General features: G+C 73.6%; 11 protein-coding genes. 4 read left to right on the top strand and 7 right to left on the bottom strand.

Features of this window, described 5'->3' with window-relative positions; translation table 11 throughout:
• Positions 1-15: 15 nt before the first annotated feature.
• Together ACIBPB_RS01630 and ACIBPB_RS01625 are read left to right on the top strand one after the other, a co-directional pair.
• Positions 16-999: a 4-hydroxy-3-methylbut-2-enyl diphosphate reductase gene (locus ACIBPB_RS01630; protein WP_046562532.1), complete on the top strand. Its 984-nt coding sequence runs from the start codon at positions 16-18 to the stop codon at positions 997-999.
• 40 nt (positions 1,000-1,039) lie between these two features.
• Positions 1,040-1,465, top strand: coding sequence for a hypothetical protein (locus ACIBPB_RS01625; RefSeq protein WP_396837711.1), 426 nt, complete (start codon positions 1,040-1,042; stop codon positions 1,463-1,465).
• 146 nt (positions 1,466-1,611) lie between these two features.
• On the opposite strand, the gene ACIBPB_RS01620 is transcribed toward ACIBPB_RS01625, so the two are convergent.
• Positions 1,612-4,920, bottom strand: coding sequence for a S8 family serine peptidase (locus ACIBPB_RS01620; protein ID WP_396837710.1), 3,309 nt, complete (start codon positions 4,918-4,920; stop codon positions 1,612-1,614).
• Between the two features lie 83 nt (positions 4,921-5,003).
• Positions 5,004-6,248, bottom strand: coding sequence for a DNA recombination protein RmuC (locus ACIBPB_RS01615; RefSeq protein WP_396837709.1), 1,245 nt, complete (start codon positions 6,246-6,248; stop codon positions 5,004-5,006).
• A gap of 54 nt (positions 6,249-6,302) precedes the next feature.
• Here ACIBPB_RS01615 and ACIBPB_RS01610 point away from each other — a divergent pair, with 54 nt between their 5' ends.
• Positions 6,303-7,145, top strand: coding sequence for a hypothetical protein (locus ACIBPB_RS01610; protein ID WP_396837708.1), 843 nt, complete (start codon positions 6,303-6,305; stop codon positions 7,143-7,145).
• Between the two features lie 162 nt (positions 7,146-7,307).
• Here ACIBPB_RS01610 and ACIBPB_RS01605 read toward each other — a convergent pair whose 3' ends face one another.
• From ACIBPB_RS01605 to ACIBPB_RS01585, 5 genes are all read right to left on the bottom strand, one after another.
• Positions 7,308-7,958, bottom strand: coding sequence for a C39 family peptidase (locus ACIBPB_RS01605; RefSeq protein ID WP_396837707.1), 651 nt, complete (start codon positions 7,956-7,958; stop codon positions 7,308-7,310).
• Positions 7,959-8,373: 415 nt separating this feature from the next.
• Positions 8,374-11,160, bottom strand: a complete 2,787-nt coding sequence (gene ppc / locus ACIBPB_RS01600) for a phosphoenolpyruvate carboxylase (protein ID WP_396837706.1) — start codon at positions 11,158-11,160, stop codon at positions 8,374-8,376.
• A gap of 124 nt (positions 11,161-11,284) precedes the next feature.
• Positions 11,285-12,340: a hypothetical protein gene (locus ACIBPB_RS01595; RefSeq protein WP_396837705.1), complete on the bottom strand. Its 1,056-nt coding sequence runs from the start codon at positions 12,338-12,340 to the stop codon at positions 11,285-11,287.
• Between the two features lie 165 nt (positions 12,341-12,505).
• Positions 12,506-13,420, bottom strand: a complete 915-nt coding sequence (locus ACIBPB_RS01590; RefSeq protein ID WP_396837704.1) for a cyclase family protein — start codon at positions 13,418-13,420, stop codon at positions 12,506-12,508.
• A gap of 276 nt (positions 13,421-13,696) precedes the next feature.
• The gene (locus ACIBPB_RS01585) at positions 13,697-14,611 is read right to left on the bottom strand and encodes a helix-turn-helix domain-containing protein (RefSeq protein WP_396837703.1); all 915 of its coding nucleotides are present in this window, start codon (positions 14,609-14,611) and stop codon (positions 13,697-13,699) included.
• A 140-nt stretch (positions 14,612-14,751) separates the two neighbouring features.
• Here ACIBPB_RS01585 and mfd point away from each other — a divergent pair, with 140 nt between their 5' ends.
• Complete coding sequence (gene mfd, locus ACIBPB_RS01580) at positions 14,752-18,408, top strand: transcription-repair coupling factor (protein ID WP_396837702.1); 3,657 nt, start codon at positions 14,752-14,754, stop codon at positions 18,406-18,408.
• Positions 18,409-18,440 lie beyond the last annotated feature (32 nt).

The raw sequence follows: 18,440 nt of genomic DNA, 5'->3' as shown, positions 1-18,440 counted from the left end.
ACGTACGATGGTCGGGTGACTGAGGCTGCGACCACTCCCCGGACCGGCAAGCGCGTGCTCCTGGCCAAGCCCCGCGGCTACTGCGCCGGGGTGGACCGGGCGGTGCAGACCGTCGAGGAGGCGTTGAAGCTCTACGGCGCCCCCATCTACGTGCGCAAGCAGATCGTGCACAACAAACACGTGGTGCAGACCCTCGAGGCCCAGGGCGCGATCTTCGTGGAGGAGAACGAGGAGGTGCCGGAGGGCGCCACCGTGATCTTCTCCGCGCACGGCGTCGCCCCCGAGGTCTACGAGCAGGCCCGGGAGCGCTCGCTCAAGGCGATCGACGCGACCTGCCCGCTGGTCACCAAGGTCCACCAGGAGGCTCGCCGGTTCGCCGCCGAGGACTACGACATCCTGCTGATCGGCCACGAGGGGCACGAGGAGGTCATCGGCACCGCCGGTGAGGCGCCCGCGCACATCCAGCTCGTGGACGGGCCGGACGGCGTCGACGCGATCACCGTGCGCGACCCGGCCAAGGTCGTCTGGCTCTCCCAGACCACCCTCTCGGTCGACGAGACGCTGGAGACGGTGGCCCGGCTCAAGCAGCGGCTGCCGCTGCTCCAGTCGCCGCCCAGCGACGACATCTGCTACGCCACCTCCAACCGGCAGCACGTGGTCAAGGAGATCGCGCCGGACTGCGACGTGGTGATCGTGGTCGGCTCGCGTAACTCCTCCAACTCGGTCCGCCTGGTCGAGGTGGCCCTCGACGCCGGCGCCCGCGCCGGGCACCTGGTCGACTTCGCCCACGAGATCGACGACGCCTGGCTGGCCGACGCCCGCACCGTCGGGGTGACCTCGGGCGCCAGCGTGCCGGACGAACTGGTCCAGCAGGTCCTCGCGCACCTGGCCGAGCGGGGCTTCACCGACGTCGACGAGATCACCACCGCCAACGAGCGGCTGACCTTCTCGCTGCCGCAGGAGCTCAAGCGGGACATGAAGGCCGCCGCGCGCGGCTGACGGCCGGAACGGAACCGTCGGCCGGTACGTCGAACTCGGCATGAAGACTCCTCGGACGGTGCTGGTCGCCCTGGTCGCCGGCGTGGCGCTGAGCGCCTGCGCGGGCCCGGGCACCGAGCCCGCCACCCCCACGACGACGGGAGCCACCCCGGTGACCAGCCAGCCCAGCCCGGACCCGAGCGCCGTCCCGAGCGACCCGACCCCGACCGGCAGGGGCGGCCCGACGCCGACCGGCAAGGGTGGCCCCTCGGTGCCGCCCCCCGCCCGGGACACCCTGACCGGCGTGGTGGAGGCCGGGGTGGAGCCGAACTGCCTGCTGATCGGCGGCAACCTGCTCGTCGGCGGCCCGCGCGACGTGCTCAAGCCGGGCACCCGGGTCGTCGTCACCGGTCACCCGCAGCCCGGCCTGATGACCACCTGCCAGCAGGGCACCCCGTTCGTCGTCGAGTCCGCCCGCCGGGCCTGAGCGCGGCCCCGGGCGGAGCCCCGCTCTGACGGGCGCAGTCCGGCCCCGACCGGCGCAGTCCCGCCCCGACCGGCGCGGTCCCGCCCCGATGGGCGGAGCCCCGCCCCCACGGGTGGGGACGGGGCTCCTGACGGGTCGGCGGGCGGTCAGTTCACCGCGCCGACGGCCACCGAGCCGCGGCCGACGACCGCGCCCTCGACGGTGGTGACGGCCAGGTCACCGTAGAGTTCCCGGCCGGCCGCCGGGGCGGCCAGGGCGGTCACCGTGCCGGTCAGCGTGGCGGTGGCGCCGTTGGCCAGGAACACCGGGGTGCTGGGGGCGGCGAGGGCACCCAGCGCCGGCGACGAGAACGAGTCCCGGTAGTCGTACTCGGTGCCGCCGGCGGCGACCGCGTAGCCCTGCACGACCACCCGGTAGGTGCCGGCGACCGGGTTGGTCAGGGTCACCGCCTCCTCCGAGTCGCCGTCGGCGGAACGGCCCACCTGGGTCGCGCCGCGGAAGACGTACAGGTCCAGGTCGGCGCCGAGGTCGGAGGTGTTGCCGATCCGGGCGCTGAACGAGGTCGTACCGGCCGGGACGTCCACCGTGTACTCCTGGCTGGTGCCCACGGTGATGGTCGGCCGCCCGCTGCGCACGCTGGCGAGCGGGCCGCCGACGCCGCTGACCCGGACCGGGCCGAAGGTGTTGGTCAGGTCCCAGCTCACCTCGGTCGGGGTGCCGGCGGTCACCGCCGGCAGCTCGACGACGGCCGGCTCGACCGCGACACCCTGCACCCGCGTCTGGAGCTGGTACGGGTTGTCCAGGCTCGGGGAGGTACGCCGGGCCTCCACCTCGATCTCCCAGACCCCGGCGATCGGGTTCTGGTAGTCCCGCTCCTGCGGCTTGCAGGCCGCGGCGTCGGAGAAGTTGGTGTAGCAGGCGGTGCTCGTGGTGCTGTCGACCGGCACGCCGTACGGGTTGATGGCGATGAACCGGGTCTGCGAGCCGGTGGCGATGCCGGAGAGGTTGACCTGGAGCGCGCCCGCGCCCTCCGGGACCGTCACGAAGTACGAGGTGAAGCTGTTGCGCTCGACCGAACCCTCGGTGGTGAAGGCGTAGTCGGGCGCGGTGACCTGGGTCGGCACCACCACGACGGTGGAGACCTCGAAGTCGATCACCGAGGTGGCCGGGTCGTCCACCGTCATGATCGCGCCGTGCGCGCCGGTGCTCAGCGGCTTGGCCTTCACCTGGACGGTGACCGTCCGGTTCAGCGGCAGCGCCACGGACTTCGGCGCCGAGAAGGTGCCGTCGTTGCCCCGGAACGCGATCTCGTGCCTGATGGTCCGGTCCGGCCCGCTGGTCCGGGTCAGCTTGACCTCGTAGGAGCGCTTCTCCTTGACCTGCTGGCCGCCCCGGCCGACGGCGCAGCGGTTGTAGACGCCGGTGCCCACGTTCGGGTTCTTCTCGAACTCGCCGCTGTCCGGGTCGTACGTCGCCAGGTTGCCCGACAGCTCGGTGCAGACCGGCGCCGCCGACGTGTAGCCGCGGGTCTGTACGCCCCTGGCGAGCAGGCCCCAGGCGCCCGGCACGTTGAGCATGCCGTAGCCCTGGCCGTACGTCGGCACGCCCTTGATCGCCTTGGCGGAGCTGTAGAGGGCCCGGCGCAGCGCGGCCGGGGTGACCGCCTGGCCGGTGGCGCGGGCGGCGGAGAGCAGCAGCGCCGCGCCGCCGGTGGCCTGCGGCGAGGCCATCGAGGTGCCGTTGAGCATCTGGTAGCCCGGGGGCAGCGGGTAGCCGGCCTCGGGGACCGGGTTGCCGGGCTGCCAGGTCGGCGCGGTGGAGATCGCCGAGCCCGGGGCGGTGATGTTCGGCTTGAAGCCGCCGTCCTCCCGCGGGCCGCGCGAGGAGAAGTTGAACAGCGCGTTCTCCTTGCGTACCACCGAGCCGTAGTTGGCCAGCCAGGTGTCCTTGCTGGCGTTCGCGGCGACGCTGACCACGTTGCTGGCCACCGACGGGTCGCCGACGGTGTTCAGGCCGGGGCCGGAGTTGCCGGCCGAGAGGAACAGCTGCACCCCGTACGTGGTGATCAGGGTGTTGTAGAGCTCGGCACGGGCGTTGGCGCCGTCGTTCAGCGCCGGCAGGCCACCGATCGACATGTTGACCACGTCGACCTTGCGGTTGACCACCAGGTCGACCATGCCGGTGGTGAGCGCCGCGGCGGTGCAGCCGCCGCCCCACGAGCAGGCGCGGGCGGAGACCAGCTTGGCACCCGGGGCGGCGCCGTCGAAGGCGCTGTTGCCCAGCATGTCATTGGCGGCGGTGATGCCGGCCACGTGGGTGCCGTGGGTGGCCTCGATGATGCCGATGTTCACGTAGTCGACGAGGCCGGGGCCGCCGGCCGGCGCGGTGTCGACGTCCTCGCGGTACTCCACGACGAACGGCATCTGGTCCCGGACCGCGGTGGCCGGGTTGTCCGTGCCGAAGTGGCCGACCTGGAACTTCTCCCGGTACGGCCGCATCACCTCGTCGTCGGTGAAGTCCCGGTTCTGGTTGACGTCCACCCGGATGTCGTGGCTGACCGGGTCGTAGAGCACGCCCCAGGCGTCGGTGGTGTCGCCGTCGCGGTTCACGTCACCGGCCGGGTCGCTGGCCGCGGTGATGGACTCGCGGAACGTGTTGAACGTGAAGGTGCCCGCCGGTGCGGTCCAGGTGGTCGCGCCCGCCCCGGTGCCGATGACGAACGACGGGCCGCTGACCTGGGTGGTCATCGGCCGCCAGGTGGCGTCTTCGAGCGGGTCGGTCGCGGTGACCCAGTCGACGATCTTGCGCTCGCCGGTGGTGGTCTGCTGCAGGGCCGGCTGGTCCAGGTCGATCCCGGAGTCCATGATGCCGATGGTCACGCCGCGTCCGTCCCAGGTCGGGTGCGCGGCCTTGAAGGCCTCCGCGCCGGTCTCGGCGGTCGGCATGTACGGGTTGACCGCGCCGGTGCCCGCGCCCGGGCCGGCCGGCGTCGCGCCCTGCCGGGCGGCCTTCGCGCCGCCCTTGGCGGCCTCGGGGGCCGGGTCGGGGCGCTTGATGGTCTCGTCGAGGTCGACGGCGGAGACGCCGGGCAGCGTGGCGGCCTTCAGCACCTTCCCGGTGGGGACCTTGGCCAGCAGGTAGCCGACCTGGTCGTAGCGTTGGCTGACGGTGGCGCCGAGGTCCTCGAGGCCGGCGGCGACCGTGCCGGCCGAGCCCTGCCGGGCGGCGATGATCAGGGTGACGGTCGGCGCGTGCTTCGCCTCCGCCTCGTCGAGGAGCTTGGCGTCGTGCGCGCCCAGCGCCTCGACCGCGGTCGGCTGGGAGGCGTCGGGGGTGGCGGCGGGGGCCGCGCTCGCGGTCGCGGCGCCACCTCCGACGGTCATGGCGCCGGCGGCCAGGACCGAGGCGAAGAGCGCGGCGGAGGTACGCCGGCTCCGGTTGCGGGGTTGGCTCACGTTCTCTTCCTCCAGAGAACAGGGCCCTGTGGAGCACAGGGCGCGTGTCCCCGTGATCCTCTGGGGCGCCCCGCCCGATGTCACTAGTCCAGGATGGATTTGTGACCGGTCCGTAACGCAGATCGACCATCGTCGTCACAGTCAGCACGTGGATCGTCGGGGCCGGCTGGCCGTTCGGACGATGTGGACGGCGCGTCGAGCAGCTCCGGCGCCTGTGGCTGCCGGGGCGTCAGCTCGACCTGCGCCGGGGCGGCCAGGTCCTGGTCGGAGACGCCCAGCTCGGCGAGCTTGCGGGCGCTCACCAGCACCCGTGCCTCCAGCGAACCGACCGCCCGGTTGTACGCGGTCACCGCCCCACCGAGCGAGGCGCCGAGCTTGCCGACGTGCTCGCCCAGGGTGGACAGCCGCCCGTACAGCTCGCGGGCCAGCGAGTGCACGGTGGCCGCGTTGCGGGCCAGGGCCTCCTGCCGCCACGAGTACGCCACCGTGCGCAGCATCGCCACCAGGGTGGCCGGCGTGGCCAGCACCACGTTGCGGGCGAAGGCGTGCTCCAGCAGCGTCGGGTCGCGCTGGAGGGCCACGTCGAGGAACGGGTCGGCCGGCACGAAGAGCACCACGAACTCCGGGGTCTGGTCGAAGGCCGCCCAGTAGGACTTGGCGGCCAGCCCGTCCACGTGCGCGCGCAGGTGCCGGGCGTGCGCGTCGAGCTGGGCGTCCCGCCCCCGCTCGTCGCGCGCCTCCATGGCGGTCAGGTACGCGTCGAACGGCGCCTTGGCGTCCACCACCACGGTGCGACCGCCGTGCAGCCGGACCACCAGGTCGGGGCGGACCCCCTGGTGGTCCGTGGCGGCGGTGACCTGCTCGTTGAAGTCGCAGTGCTCCAGCATGCCGGCGGCCTCCACGATCCGCCGGAGCTGGTGCTCGCCCCACCGGCCGCGCACCTGCGGGGCCCGCAGCGCCGCGACGAGCTGCTTGGTCTCGGTGCGCAACTCCCCGGAGACGCTGCTCATCGCGCGTACCTGCTCGCGCAGCTCGGCGTACGCGTCGATGCGGTCCCGCTCCAGCTCGGTGACCCGCTGCTCGTAGCGGCGGAGGGTGTCGTGCAGGGGCGCCACCGCCCGCGCCACCGCCTCCTGGGACTGGGCGGTCGCCTCGTAGCTGAGCGCCCGCATGGACTGCTCCAGCCGGCCCTCGCCCTCGCGGTTGGCGGCGAGGGTCGCCTCGAGCCGGGCGATCTCGGTCGCCGACCGGGCGCGGGCGGCCAGCCAGCCGACGGCGCCGCCCGCGCCGAGGCAGAGCACCACCACGGCCACCGTCGAGAAGCTCATGGCGAGAAGCTTGCCAAACGGATACGACGTGCGCCTGCTGGGTACGGTCGAGTCATGGAACTTGCCCTTTGGCTGGTCCTGGTCCTGGTGCTGATGCTCGGAGGTGCGCTCGTGTTCTGGCGATGGGGAAGCAGGTCCCGGCGGGCCATCGAGCTGGCCGACGCCCGAGCGGAGGCCCAGCGCTGGTACGAGCGGCTGGGCGGCCAGCTGATGAATCTGCACGGCGACGCCCCGGCCGTACGCCAGGCGCTGGCCGACGCCGGTGAGCGGTACAACGCCGCCGGCTCCCAGCTCGAGCAGGCCCGCACGCCGCACCAGTTCGCGCTGGCCCGGGAGACCGCGCTGGAAGGGCTCGCGTACATCCGGGCCGCGCGGACGGCGATGGGCATCGACCCGGGACCGGAGCTGCCGCCGCTCGCGGCCGCCCGGGGCGCCGGCATGCTCACCAAGGAGCGCGAGGTCAACGTGCAGGGGCAGACCTACCGGGCCGGCCCCCAGCCGGGCAACCAGACGCCTTACTACTACCCCGGCGGCAACTGGCAGGGCCGGCCGGTGCCGGCCGGCTGGTACTCGACGCCCTGGTGGAAGACGGCGCTGGGCACCGGCGCCGGGGTGCTCGGTGGCCTGCTGATCGCCGACGCGCTCTTCTCGCCGGCCTTCGCCGACCCGGGCTACGGCTACGAGGCCGGCTACCAGGAGGGCTTCCAGGACGGCTACGGCGACGGCCAGGACATCGGCGACCAGGGCGGCAACGACGTCGGTGGCGACCAGTTCGCCGGCGACCAGGGCGACTACGGCGCGGCGGGCGACTACGGCGGCGGGGACTTCGGCGGCTACGGCGGTGACTTCGGTGGCGGCGACTTCGGTGGGGGCGACTTCGGCGGCGGGGACTGGTGACCCGGGCGGCGTGAGCGGCGGGAGGCCGCCCGACCGGGCCGCCCGGTGGGTGTCGCGGCGGCTGGCTGTCGCTCGTGAGCGGTCTGCGACCGCCGGCGGGGACGACGACGAAAGGGCCCGACCCCGGGTGGGGTCGGGCCCTTTCGGGTGCTGCTCGGATCGTCAGGAGGCGCTGTAGCCGCGGGTGGCGATCCAGTCGGCGAGGTTGTCCACGCTCATCCGGTAGGAGGCCATGTTCGGGTCGGCCGAGTCGGCGATCGTGACGGTCTTCCCGCCGTCGCGGTAGCCGATGACGCTGATGTAGTGGCCGCCTTCGAAGGAGTGGGTGTTGCCGTCGGTGTCGGTGGCGGTGCCGGCGATGTTGGCGACCACGGCCCGGCCGTCGTCGACGGTGCGCACGATGTCAGCGCGCAGCCGCTCGGTCTGCTTGTCGTCGGCCTTGGGGTCGCGGATCTCCACCGAGTGGTAGGTCTTGCCGGTTTCCTTGTTCAGGACGGGGGTGATGTCGTTGATGCTGTTGGTGCCGGCCTCGGTGGTGCCCATCTCCTTGGCCATGGCGTCCACGTCGATGTTCTTACCGAGCACGCTCAGGGCGTTGCGGGTGGCGGCGGGGCCGCAGTAGTAGAAGTTGGGCTGGGCCTCGTAGCGGACGTCGAGTTCCCGCTCGCCGTGGCCCTTGCGGTCGGTGCTGACCTGCGCGGTCTTCTGCGCGGGGGCGGCGTGGGCGGCGATGGCGGGGCCGGCGATCCCACCGGCGGTGGCGGCGAAGCCGGCAGCGGTCAGGACGGTGTTACGCAGCAGAGTGGTACGCATGATGAGTGCCTCTCTGATCGGGGGTGACGCGGCACGACGGCAGGGGGTGCACGAGGTGCCGCGGCAAAAGGGGGAAGGTTTTCGCGGGGCCCGGCGATCAGTGACCTGCTCGGGCGTCCGGGGAAGGTAACGACGGCCGGTGGCCGATCATTCCGACCGCCGCCGCCGCACCCCGTGGGGCGGGCTGCTTCGCGGTCTGCCCTGTACAACGCCCCCACCCCCGACCCGATTCCGCCCGCACAGTGGCGCCCACCACCGACCCGAGCCGGACATCGGGCCCACAACCCCCCGAACAACCCGGACATCCCGCCCGACAGCGACCACTCCGCCCCGGCCCCCCCCGTGGGCCAAGGAGTTCGCGTCGGGGACGGCGCGGATCCCGGACGCAAACTCCTTGATCAACAAGGGGGAGGGGTCAGCCGGTGTTGCGCATGCCGGCGGCGATGCCGTTGACCGTGGTGAGCAGGGCCCGCTCCAGCGCGGTGCCGTCGTTGGGAGCGCGCCGGCCGCCCGGTGCGGTGGCGACCGCCCGGCCGGCGGCACCGGAGTCCCGGTACTGGCGCAGCAGCGCCACCTGGAGGTGGTGCAGCGGCTCCAGGTAGGTGTCGCGTACCGCCAGGGTGCGCTGGAGCACCGGCGAGTTCTCCAGCAGGGCCGGCGAGGCGGTGACCGCCAGCACCTCCTGCTTGGTCAGCTCGTACTCCTGCTCGATCTTGGCGAAGATCGGGTGCAGCTTCTTCGGCACCAGCGTCTCGACGTACCGGCGGGCGATGGACAGGTCCGTCTTGGTCAGCATCATCTCGACGTTCGACAGGAACGTGCGGAAGAAGTGCCAGTTCCGGTTCATCTCGGCGAGCACGTCCTCGAGCCCGGCCGCGCGGGCCGCGGCCAGGCCGGACCCCACGCCGAACCAGCCGGGCACGATCTGCCGGGTCTGCGTCCAGCCGAACACCCACGGGATGGCGCGCAGGCCGGACAGGCCGGCGCCGGTGTTCGGCCGCTTCGCCGGCCGGGAGCCGATGTTCAGCGCGCCGAGCAGCTCGGTCGGGGTCGACGCCCAGAAGTACGCCGCTAGGTCGGGATCCTCGACCAGGGACCGGTACGACCGGAAGGCCGACTCGGATACCACGTCCATGGTGGCGTCCCAGCGCTCCAGCATCTCGGCCGGCTGCCGCGGCGCGGTGTGCAGCAGCGTGGCCTGGAGCACCGCGGCCATGGTCAGCTCCAGGTTCTCCCGGGCCAGCGCCGGGAGCGTGTACTTGTCGGAGATGACCTCGCCCTGCTCGGTGACCTTGATCGCGCCGTCCAGGGTGCCGTACGGCTGGGCCAGGATGGCGTCGTGGGTGGGGCCGCCGCCCCGGCCGACCGTGCCGCCCCGACCGTGGAAGAGCCGCAGGTGCACGCCGTGCCGGGCGGCCACGTCCCGCAGCGCCCGCTGGGCCCGGTGGATGGACCACTGGCTGGTGGTGATGCCGGCCTCCTTGTTGGAGTCGGAGTAGCCCAGCATCACCTCCTGCACGTCGCCCCGGGCCGCCACCAGCGCCCGGTAGGCCGGCAGCGACAGCAGCTCGTCCAGCAGCTCGCCGCCGGCGTTCAGCTCGGCCGGGGTCTCCAGCAGCGGCACGATGCCGATCCGGGCCCGGCCGCTGTGCACGTCGACCAGGCCGGCCTCGCGGGCCAGCACCACGGCCGCCAGCACGTCGTCGACGCCCAGGGTCATCGAGATGATGTACGACTCGATCACCTCGGTGCCGAACCGGTCCTGCGCCTCGCGGACCGCGGCGAACACGTCGAACGTCTTGCGCGCCGACTCGGTGAGCGGGGTGTCCTGGGTGGAGAGCGGCCGGCGGCCGGTCAGCTCGTCGGCGAGGAGCTTGGTGCGCTCCAGCCGGGTCAGCGACGGGTAGTCGGAGACCTCGCCGACCGCCGCGTAGAGCTGGGCCAGCACCTCGTGGTGCTTCTCGGCGTGCTCCCGGACGTCCATGGTGGCCAGGTGCAGGCCGAACGCGGAGACCGTACGAATGGTCGAGGCGAGCCGGCCGACCGCGGTGAGCTGGCCGGAGTTGCGGGCCAGCGAGGCGCGCAGCAGCTCCAGGTCGGCGATCAGCTCGGCCGAACCGCGGTAGTCCCGCCCCGGCACGTGCGCGGTGCCGCTGCGCAGCCGCTCCCGGGTGTTGGCCAGCTTCGCCTTCACGCACCGAGCCTTGAGCCGGTACGGCTCCTCGGCGTTGACCCGGCGGAACCGGGGCGCCACCTCGGGCAGCGCGTCCAGGTCGGCGGCGAGGCTGGCCGAGAGGTCCAGCGAGACCGCGCGCAGCCGGCGGGAGACGCTGACCTCGTTGATCAGCTCGTCCATCGCCCGCTCGGTGGCCTCGATGCCGTGCTCGTGCTGGATCCGCAGCACTTCCCGGGTGACCGCCGGGGTGACGAACGGGTTGCCGTCCCGGTCGCCGCCGATCCAGGTGCCGAAGGTCAGCGGGCGGGCCGTCGGCGAGGTCTCCACGCCCAGGGTGCGCAGCGTGTCGGCGAGGTCGTCGAGGACCTGCGGCGCGGCCTCGGCGTGCAGGTCGCGCAGGTAGTAGATGGCGTTGCGGGCCTCGTCGGTCGGGTCCGGCCGGTCCAACCGCAGCTCGTCGGTCTGCCACATCAGGTCGAGCAACTCGGCCAGGCGCCGGTTGGCCGGCCCCTCGTCGCTGGCGCCGTAGAGGATGGCGTTCGCGGTCTCGGTGTCCAACTCGTCGGCGATCGCGCGCAGCTTGGACAGGATGGACCGGCGGGCCGCCTCGGTGGGGTGGGCGGTGAAGACCGGGCGTACCGCGAGCCGGCGGGCGGCGGCCGCGATCTCCTCGGCCGGCACGCCGCGTTCGGCGATCATCTTGGCCGCCTGGTCCAGCCAGCCGCCGTGCATGGCCCGGCGCCGGCGCAGGTCGCGGGCCCGGTGCACCTGCTCGGTGATGTTGGCCAGGTGGAAGTAGGTGGAGAAGGCCCGGGCCAGCTTGGTGCCGGTGGTGACGTCGAGACCGCCGAGGCGCTGCGCGGCGGCCGGCGGGTCGGAGCGGACCTGGGCGCGGATCTCCTCGACCAGGTCGAGCAGCGGGCGGCCCTCCTGCCGGGCGAGGGTCTGCCCGAGGAGCGTGCCGAGGCGGCGGATGTCGGCCCGCAGTGCGGCGTCCGGGCCGTCGTGGTCGTGCTGGTCGGTCACGGGTGCGCTCCTTACGTGAGTACGAAGGACAGCGCTGTCCGACTCCCTGGATGGTATCCGTGCCGGGGCCGACCGGAGCATGGGGATCGCGTGATGATCTGCACTCCGGGACGGCCGGTGCCGGTCAGTCAACGGTCCGTGGCCCGCCGCCGACGGCGGGCCGGCTCCCGGCGGCGCGGGCGGCCCGGCGGTGCGCGTGGAAGATCGTCGCGGTGATCAGCCCGGCCGCGCCGAGCAGCGCCCACAGGATCAGCCCGGCCACCGCCCAGCCGGCCGAGCGGCGATCGAAGTAGACCGCCGAGCGGATCAGGTCGGTGGCCAGTCCGGGCACGTTCCAGCGGTGCATGTCGCGCATCCAGTCGGGCAGGAACTCGGGGGCGTAGACGCCGCCGGAGCCGGGATTGCCGAGCACCACGAGCAGCAGGATGACGATGCCGGTGCCGATCACGCCGAGCCAGGCCTGCACGGCGGCGGCCACCATGGCGGCGGCGAAGACGGCCAGCGCGCCCACCCCGGAGAGCGCCACGATGTCGTGGTCCCAGACGTCGAGCACCGGACCGACCACGACGGCCGCGACGATTCCGAGCACCACCGAGTAGACCGCGAGCGCGGCGATCCGCAGGCCGGCCCGGGGCAGGCCGGCCGGCGCGGTGCGGGTCTGCAGGCCGAGCGCGGTGGAGGCGAGATAGCCGCCGAGCACGAGGCCGACCGCCAGGTAGAACGGGACGAGGCCGCGCGGGTCGGTCGCCGCCACCGGCACCTCGTCGGCGACCTGGATCGGCACGCCGGCCTGCCGGGCGGCCTCGGTGAGCACCTGGGTCACCAGTTCGGCGGCGGCCGGCGAGGAGGCGCTGGCGGTGGTGAGTCGCAGCCCGTTGTCCGGGCCGGTGGTCAGCACCCCGTAGACGGCGCGGGCGGTCAGGCCGTCGGCGGCGGCCGCCGGGTCGTCGTACTCGATCGGTTTGAGCTTGTCGGTGCGCTGCCGCACGGCGGCCAGCACGGCCTGGGCGCGCTGGTCGCCGAGCACCACCCCGACCGGGACGTCCCGCGGGTTGGGCTGGTGCAGCGCGCCCACGTACGCGGCGATGAACGCGGTGGCCAGGGCGAGCGTGCCGACCAGCAGCGCCGCGGTGCGCGGCAGCCACCGGCGTACCGGAAGGTCCCGCTCCGCCTCGTCCACGGGCTCAGCCTATTGCGGGCAAATGCCCAGCTTGGGCGGTTTTCCCGGCGGAAGCGCTGGCCCGGCCGGACAGGCTCGGACCGGGACGCCGCCGCTGTCCCGCCCGGGGCGATCCGCCGTCGTGGCCGGCGGCGGGTGCCGGACGCTGGCCGGCCGAACCCGCGGTCAGCCGTCGACGGTGGCGAAGGCGCGCACCGGGAAGGTGCCCATGCCGGCCACCCGGGGCGGCGCGGCGGTGAACCGGAACCCCTCCGGCGGCAGGGCGGCCAGCCCGGTCAGGTGCTCCACGATCGGGATGCCGGCGGCCAGCAGGCCACTGTGCGCGGGACGCTGCCCGGCGGCCGCCGGGGTCATGTCGTCAATGTTGATCGAGTCGATGCCGACCAGTGCCGCGCCCGCCTCGACCAGCCAGTCCGCGCCGTCGCCGGTCAGGTAGGGCGCGTCCGGGGCGGCGTACCGGTCGGTGCCGAAGTGGGCGTCCCAGCCGGTGTGCAGCAGCACCGCCCGGCCGGCCACGTCGTACGGGGCGAGCAGCAGCCGGTCGACCGCGCGGGTGCCGGCGGGCACCCGGACCACCAGGCCGGGCAGGTCGGCGAGGCGGTCCAGCGGTACGCCGGTGAGGTCCGGCCCGTCCGCCCAGCGGTGCGCCGGGGTGTCCAGGTAGGTGCCGGTGTTGGCGATCAGGTCGATCCGCGCGACGTGGAACTCCACGCCCGGCGCGTACCGCCCCCGGGACGCCTCGCGGGTCAGCCAGTCGGTGATCCGGGGCGGCTGCCAGCCGGGCAGGGTGACCATCCCGTCGCTGATCACGTGGCTGAGCTCGATCAGCCGCCGGCCGCCCCCGGCCGCCGGCGTCCCGGTGCCCCGGCCGCCCTTGTGCGGCTCCGCGATGATCGTCTTGCCGCTGATCCGCACCTCGGCGACCATGAGCAGCCCGAGGTGCCGGACGAAGAGCGCGGCCAGTTCCGAATCGGTTATCTCACGGCCGGGAATGTCGAGCCGGAAGCCCTCGGTGCGGAGCCCGCCGCCGTTGGCGAAGGTGACCTCGGCGTCGAACTGCGCCCGGTACTGCTCAACCATGCCGCTCACCGCATCACGCCGGGCGGCCCACGGTCAACATCGCGGCCGCCGGGTACCGCTGGCAGGGAAGGTGCCGCACTGGGGGGAGTGCGGCACCTCCGGCGGCCGGCCGAGTGGCGGACCTCCTGCGCGGGCCCGAGCCGGGGCGTCGGGCCCCCCCGAATGGGTCCGCATGCCCCCGCTTTCCGGAGCGCCACCGGCGACCGGGTCGGGCTGGTGCGGACAATCCTCGGCCAGTCGGCCGGCCGGTTCTTGTAAAAATGTGCGCGGTTCCGGTCAGGCGGCTCCGGTCCGCGGCGCGGTGCCGTGCAGCAGCCGCCGCAGCCGGGCCGGCGGTTGGCCCACCTGGTCCCGGAGCACCCGGGTCAGGTGCGCCTGGTCGGCGAAGCCGTAGTCGCTGGCCAGCGCGCCGAGCGGGCGCCCGTCCGGCTCGACCAGGGTGTCCAGCACCGCCTGGACCCGCAGCCGGTTCCGGTATGCGGTCAGGCTGCTCCCGGTGACCCGCTGGAAGACCCGGCTCAGGTGGTGCGGCGAGCAGCCGACCGCCCGGGCGACCTCGTCGAGGCCGAGCGAGAAGTCGGAGGTGGCCAGCACCTCCCGGGCCCGGTCGGCGAGGCGCCGGTGCGCGGCGAGCGTCGCCGGGCGCCGCCGGATCGCGTGGTCGAGGTCGGCGTCGGCCCCCTCGTCGGCCAGCCGGCTGTGCTGGAGCAGCCGGCCCAGGAAGAGGTGGAACCGCTCGGCCAGCTCGAAGCCGTCCAGCCGGCGCCGGGACGCGGCGACCAGTTGCCGGTGCGCCAGGTCCAGGGCCGGGTCGGAGTGGCCCTCCCAGCCCTCGCGGGCGAACCAGCGGGCCGCGTCCGGCCGTTCGGCCAGCACCTCGTGATCCACCTCGAGGCAGGTGTACGAGTCGCCGCAGCCGTACGGGTGGGCGACCGCCATCTCGTCGCCGGGCCGGGCGAACAGGACGGAGGTGCTGTCGGCGACCGCCGTACGCCCGTTGAACCGGCGGTGGTACGCCCCCGACACGCCGATGATGACCTTGTAGCGGTCGTCCGCCACGCTCTCCGACCAACCATGGTCCTCGACGATGCAGCGGGCCTGGTAGATCAGGATCCCGTCCGGATGGCCGAGCACCCGCCAGCGGGCGGACGTGGTGCTCCGGCGCGGATCACTGCCGACTCCCTCGGGCAAGGCGACTCTCCCCCCGGTGGCCCGTCCCGGCGTGCCGTGCCGAGCGGGTTCCTGGAGAGATAGTGTCGATCCGACAGACCCCCCGTCCAGCCCGGGCGAGGGGTGATCGTCGTGTGCTCTCCGCGGGGAAGTGATCACGCATGCTCACCGGACTGTTCGCCGCCGCCCTGGCCGATCCCGGGCTGGCCCGCGCGCGCGACCTGGCGCGCTCCGGTGCCGCCCAGGTCGACGGCCTGGACCTGACCGCCCCGGCCGCGCTGCGCCCGTTCGCCGTCGCGGCCGTCGCCGCCGACGAGCCGGCCGGGGGCGCCGGACGGCCGGTGCTCGCGGTGACCGCCACCACCCGGGAGGCCGACGACCTGGCCGCTGCGCTGGGCAGCCTGCTGCCGCGGGAGCAGGTGGCCGTCTTCCCGTCCTGGGAGACGCTGCCGCACGAGCGGCTCTCGCCCCGCTCGGACACCGTCGGGCGGCGGCTGGCCGTGCTGCGCCGGCTGGCCCACCCGGACGCGGCCGACGCGCACGGGCGTACCGGCCCGCTGCGGGTGGTCGTGGCACCCGTCCGGTCGCTGCTCCAGCCGCAGCTCAAGGGACTCGGCGACCTGGAACCGGTGCAGCTCGCCGCCGGCGACGAGGCGGACCTGGAGGAGATCGCCCGCCGGCTCACCGACATGGCGTACGCCCGGGTGGACCTGGTCACCAAGCGCGGCGAGTTCGCGGTGCGCGGCGGCATCCTCGACGTCTTCCCGCCCACCGACGAGCACCCGTCCCGGGTCGAGTTCTGGGGCGACGAGGTGGAGGAGATCCGCACCTTCGCCGTGGCCGACCAGCGCACCATCGAGGGCGTGGCGCAGCTGTGGGCGCCGCCGTGCCGGGAGCTGCTGCTGACCCCGGAGGTGCGGAAGCGGGCCGCCGCGCTCGCCGTCGAGCATCCTGAGCTGACCGAGATCCTGGACAAGCTGGCCGAGGGCATCCCGGTCGAGGGGATGGAGTCGCTGGCCCCGGCGCTGATCGGCGCCGACGCGCTGGAACTGCTCGTCGACTGCATGCCGACCGGCACCCACGTGCTGCTCTGCGACCCGGAGCGGATCCGCACCCGGGCGCACGACCTGGTCCGTACCTCGGAGGAGTTCCTCCAGGCCAGCTGGGCCGCGGCCGCCGTCGGTGGCCAGGCCCCGGTCGACCTCGGCGCCGCCGCCTTCAAGACCCTGGCCGACGTACGCACCCGCGCCCGCGCCCTGGGCCAGCCGTGGTGGACCCTCGCGCCGTTCGGCCTGGTGGAAGCGGGGGCCACGCCCGCCCGGCAGCCGTGGGAGGACGAGCCGACCGAGGTCGACGTCACCCCGGACGACGCCATCGCGGTCACCCTGGCCGCCCAGCCCGCCCCGCTCTACCACGGCGAGACCGCCCGGGTGGTCGACGACCTGAAGCGCTGGGCCGGCGAGGGCTGGTCGATCGCGCTGGTCTTCGAGGGGCACGGCCCCGCCCAGCGGGCCGTCGAGGTGCTCCGCGACGCCGGCCTGGGCGCCCGGCTCACCGAGGAGGTGCCGGCCGCGCCGGCCCCCGGCGAGCTGCTGGTCTCCTGCGGCTGCCTGACCGCCGGCTTCGTCGACGAGGCGTCCCGGTTCGTGCTGCTCACCGGCGACGACGTCACCGGCGGCCGGGGCACCTCCACCCGCGACATGCGCAAGATGCCCAGCCGGCGGCGCAACACCATCGACCCGCTGGAGCTGCGGGCCGGCGACTTCGTGGTGCACGAGCAGCACGGCATCGGCCGGTACGTCGAGCTGGTCCAGCGCACCGTCAACGGCGCCAGCCGGGAGTACCTGGTCATCGAGTACGCGCCGAGCAAGCGCGGCCAGCCCGGCGACCGGCTCTTCGTCCCCACCGACCAGCTCGACCAGCTCTCCCGGTACGTCGGCGGTGAGCAGCCCACGCTGCACAAGATGGGCGGCTCGGACTGGCAGAAGTCCAAGGCCCGGGCGCGCAAGGCGGTCCGCGAGATCGCCGCGCAGCTCATCCAGCTCTACGCCGCGCGCAAGGCGTCCAAGGGGCACAACTTCGGCCCCGACACCCCGTGGCAGCGGGAGCTGGAGGACGCGTTCCCGTGGCAGGAGACGCCCGACCAGCTGGCCGCCATCGAGGAGGTCAAGCGGGACATGGAGCAGACCGTCCCGATGGACCGGCTGATCTGCGGCGACGTCGGCTACGGCAAGACCGAGATCGCGGTCCGGGCGGCGTTCAAGGCGGTGCAGGACGGCAAGCAGGTGGCCGTGCTGGTGCCCACCACCCTGCTGGTGCAGCAGCACTACAACACGTTCGCCGAGCGGATGAGCCAGTTCCCGGTGTCGATCCGGCAGCTGAGCCGGTTCCAGACGCCGAAGGAGACCGAGCGGACGCTGGAGATGGTCGCCGACGGCACCGTCGACATCGTGATCGGCACCCACCGGCTGCTCCAGGCGTCCACCCGGTTCAAGTCGCTCGGGCTGGTCATCATCGACGAGGAGCAGCGCTTCGGCGTCGAGCACAAGGAGCACCTGAAGACGCTGCGCGCCTCGGTCGACGTGCTGGCGATGTCGGCCACCCCGATCCCGCGCACGCTGGAGATGGCGATCACCGGCATCCGGGAGATGTCCACCATCGCCACCCCGCCCGAGGAACGGCACCCGGTGCTCACCTTCGTGGGGGCGTACGACGACCGGCAGGTGGCCGCCTCCATCCACCGCGAGCTGCTCCGCGACGGGCAGGTGTTCTACCTGCACAACCGGGTCGAGTCGATCGACAGGGCGGCCCGGCGGATCCGGGAGCTGGTGCCCGAGGCCCGGGTGGCGGTGGCGCACGGCCAGATGGGCGAGGACGCCCTGGAGAAGGTGATGGTCGGCTTCTGGGAGAAGGAGTTCGACGTCCTGGTCTGCACCACGATCGTGGAGTCCGGCATCGACATCCCGAACGCCAACACGCTGATCGTGGAGCGGGCCGACCTGCTCGGCCTGGCCCAGCTGCACCAGATCCGGGGCCGGGTCGGCCGCGGCCGGGAGCGGGCGTACGCGTACTTCCTGTATCCGCCGGACAAGCCGCTCACCGAGAACGCGCACGAGCGGCTGGCCACCATCGCCCAGCACACCGAGCTGGGCGCCGGCATGTACGTGGCGATGAAGGACCTGGAGATCCGGGGCGCCGGCAACCTGCTCGGCGGCGAGCAGTCCGGGCACATCGAGGGCGTCGGTTTCGACCTGTACGTCCGGATGGTCGGCGAGGCGGTCTCCGCGTTCAAGGGCGAGCGGCCGGAGGAGGAGGTCGACGTCAAGATCGACCTGCCGGTCGACGCGCATCTGCCGCACGACTACGTCGCGGTGGAGCGGCTGCGCCTGGAGATGTACCGCAAGCTCGCCGAGGCCCGGGACGACGAGCGGCTGCGCGAGGTGGTCGCCGAGATGACCGACCGGTACGGCGAGCCGCCCGCCCCGGTGCAGAACCTGGTGGCGGTGGCCCGGTTCCGGTTGCTGGCCCGCCGTTACGGCCTGACCGACGTGTCGATGCAGGGCAAGCACCTCCGGTTCGGCCCGCTGCCGCTGCCCGACTCCAAGCAGTTGCGGCTCAAGCGCTACCACCCGGACTCGGTCTACAAGGCCGCGCTCGACCAGGTCAGCGTGCCCCGGCCGAGCACCCGCCGGATCGGCGGCGAACCGCTGCGCGACCAGGCGCTGCTGGAGTGGTGCGCCCAACTCCTCTCCGACGTGCTCGGCGAGCCCGAGGAGCTGGCCGGTTCTGCCAGCCCCGCAGTGGCGAGCGGACGGTGACCTGGCGAGCCCGAGGAGCTGGCCGGTTCTGC

This window comes from Micromonospora sp. NPDC049836 (assembly GCF_044465125.1).
Lineage (GTDB): Bacteria > Actinomycetota > Actinomycetes > Mycobacteriales > Micromonosporaceae > Micromonospora.
The sequence above is the reverse complement of the archived record's forward strand: the minus strand, read 5'-3'. Positions and strand labels throughout refer to the sequence as shown.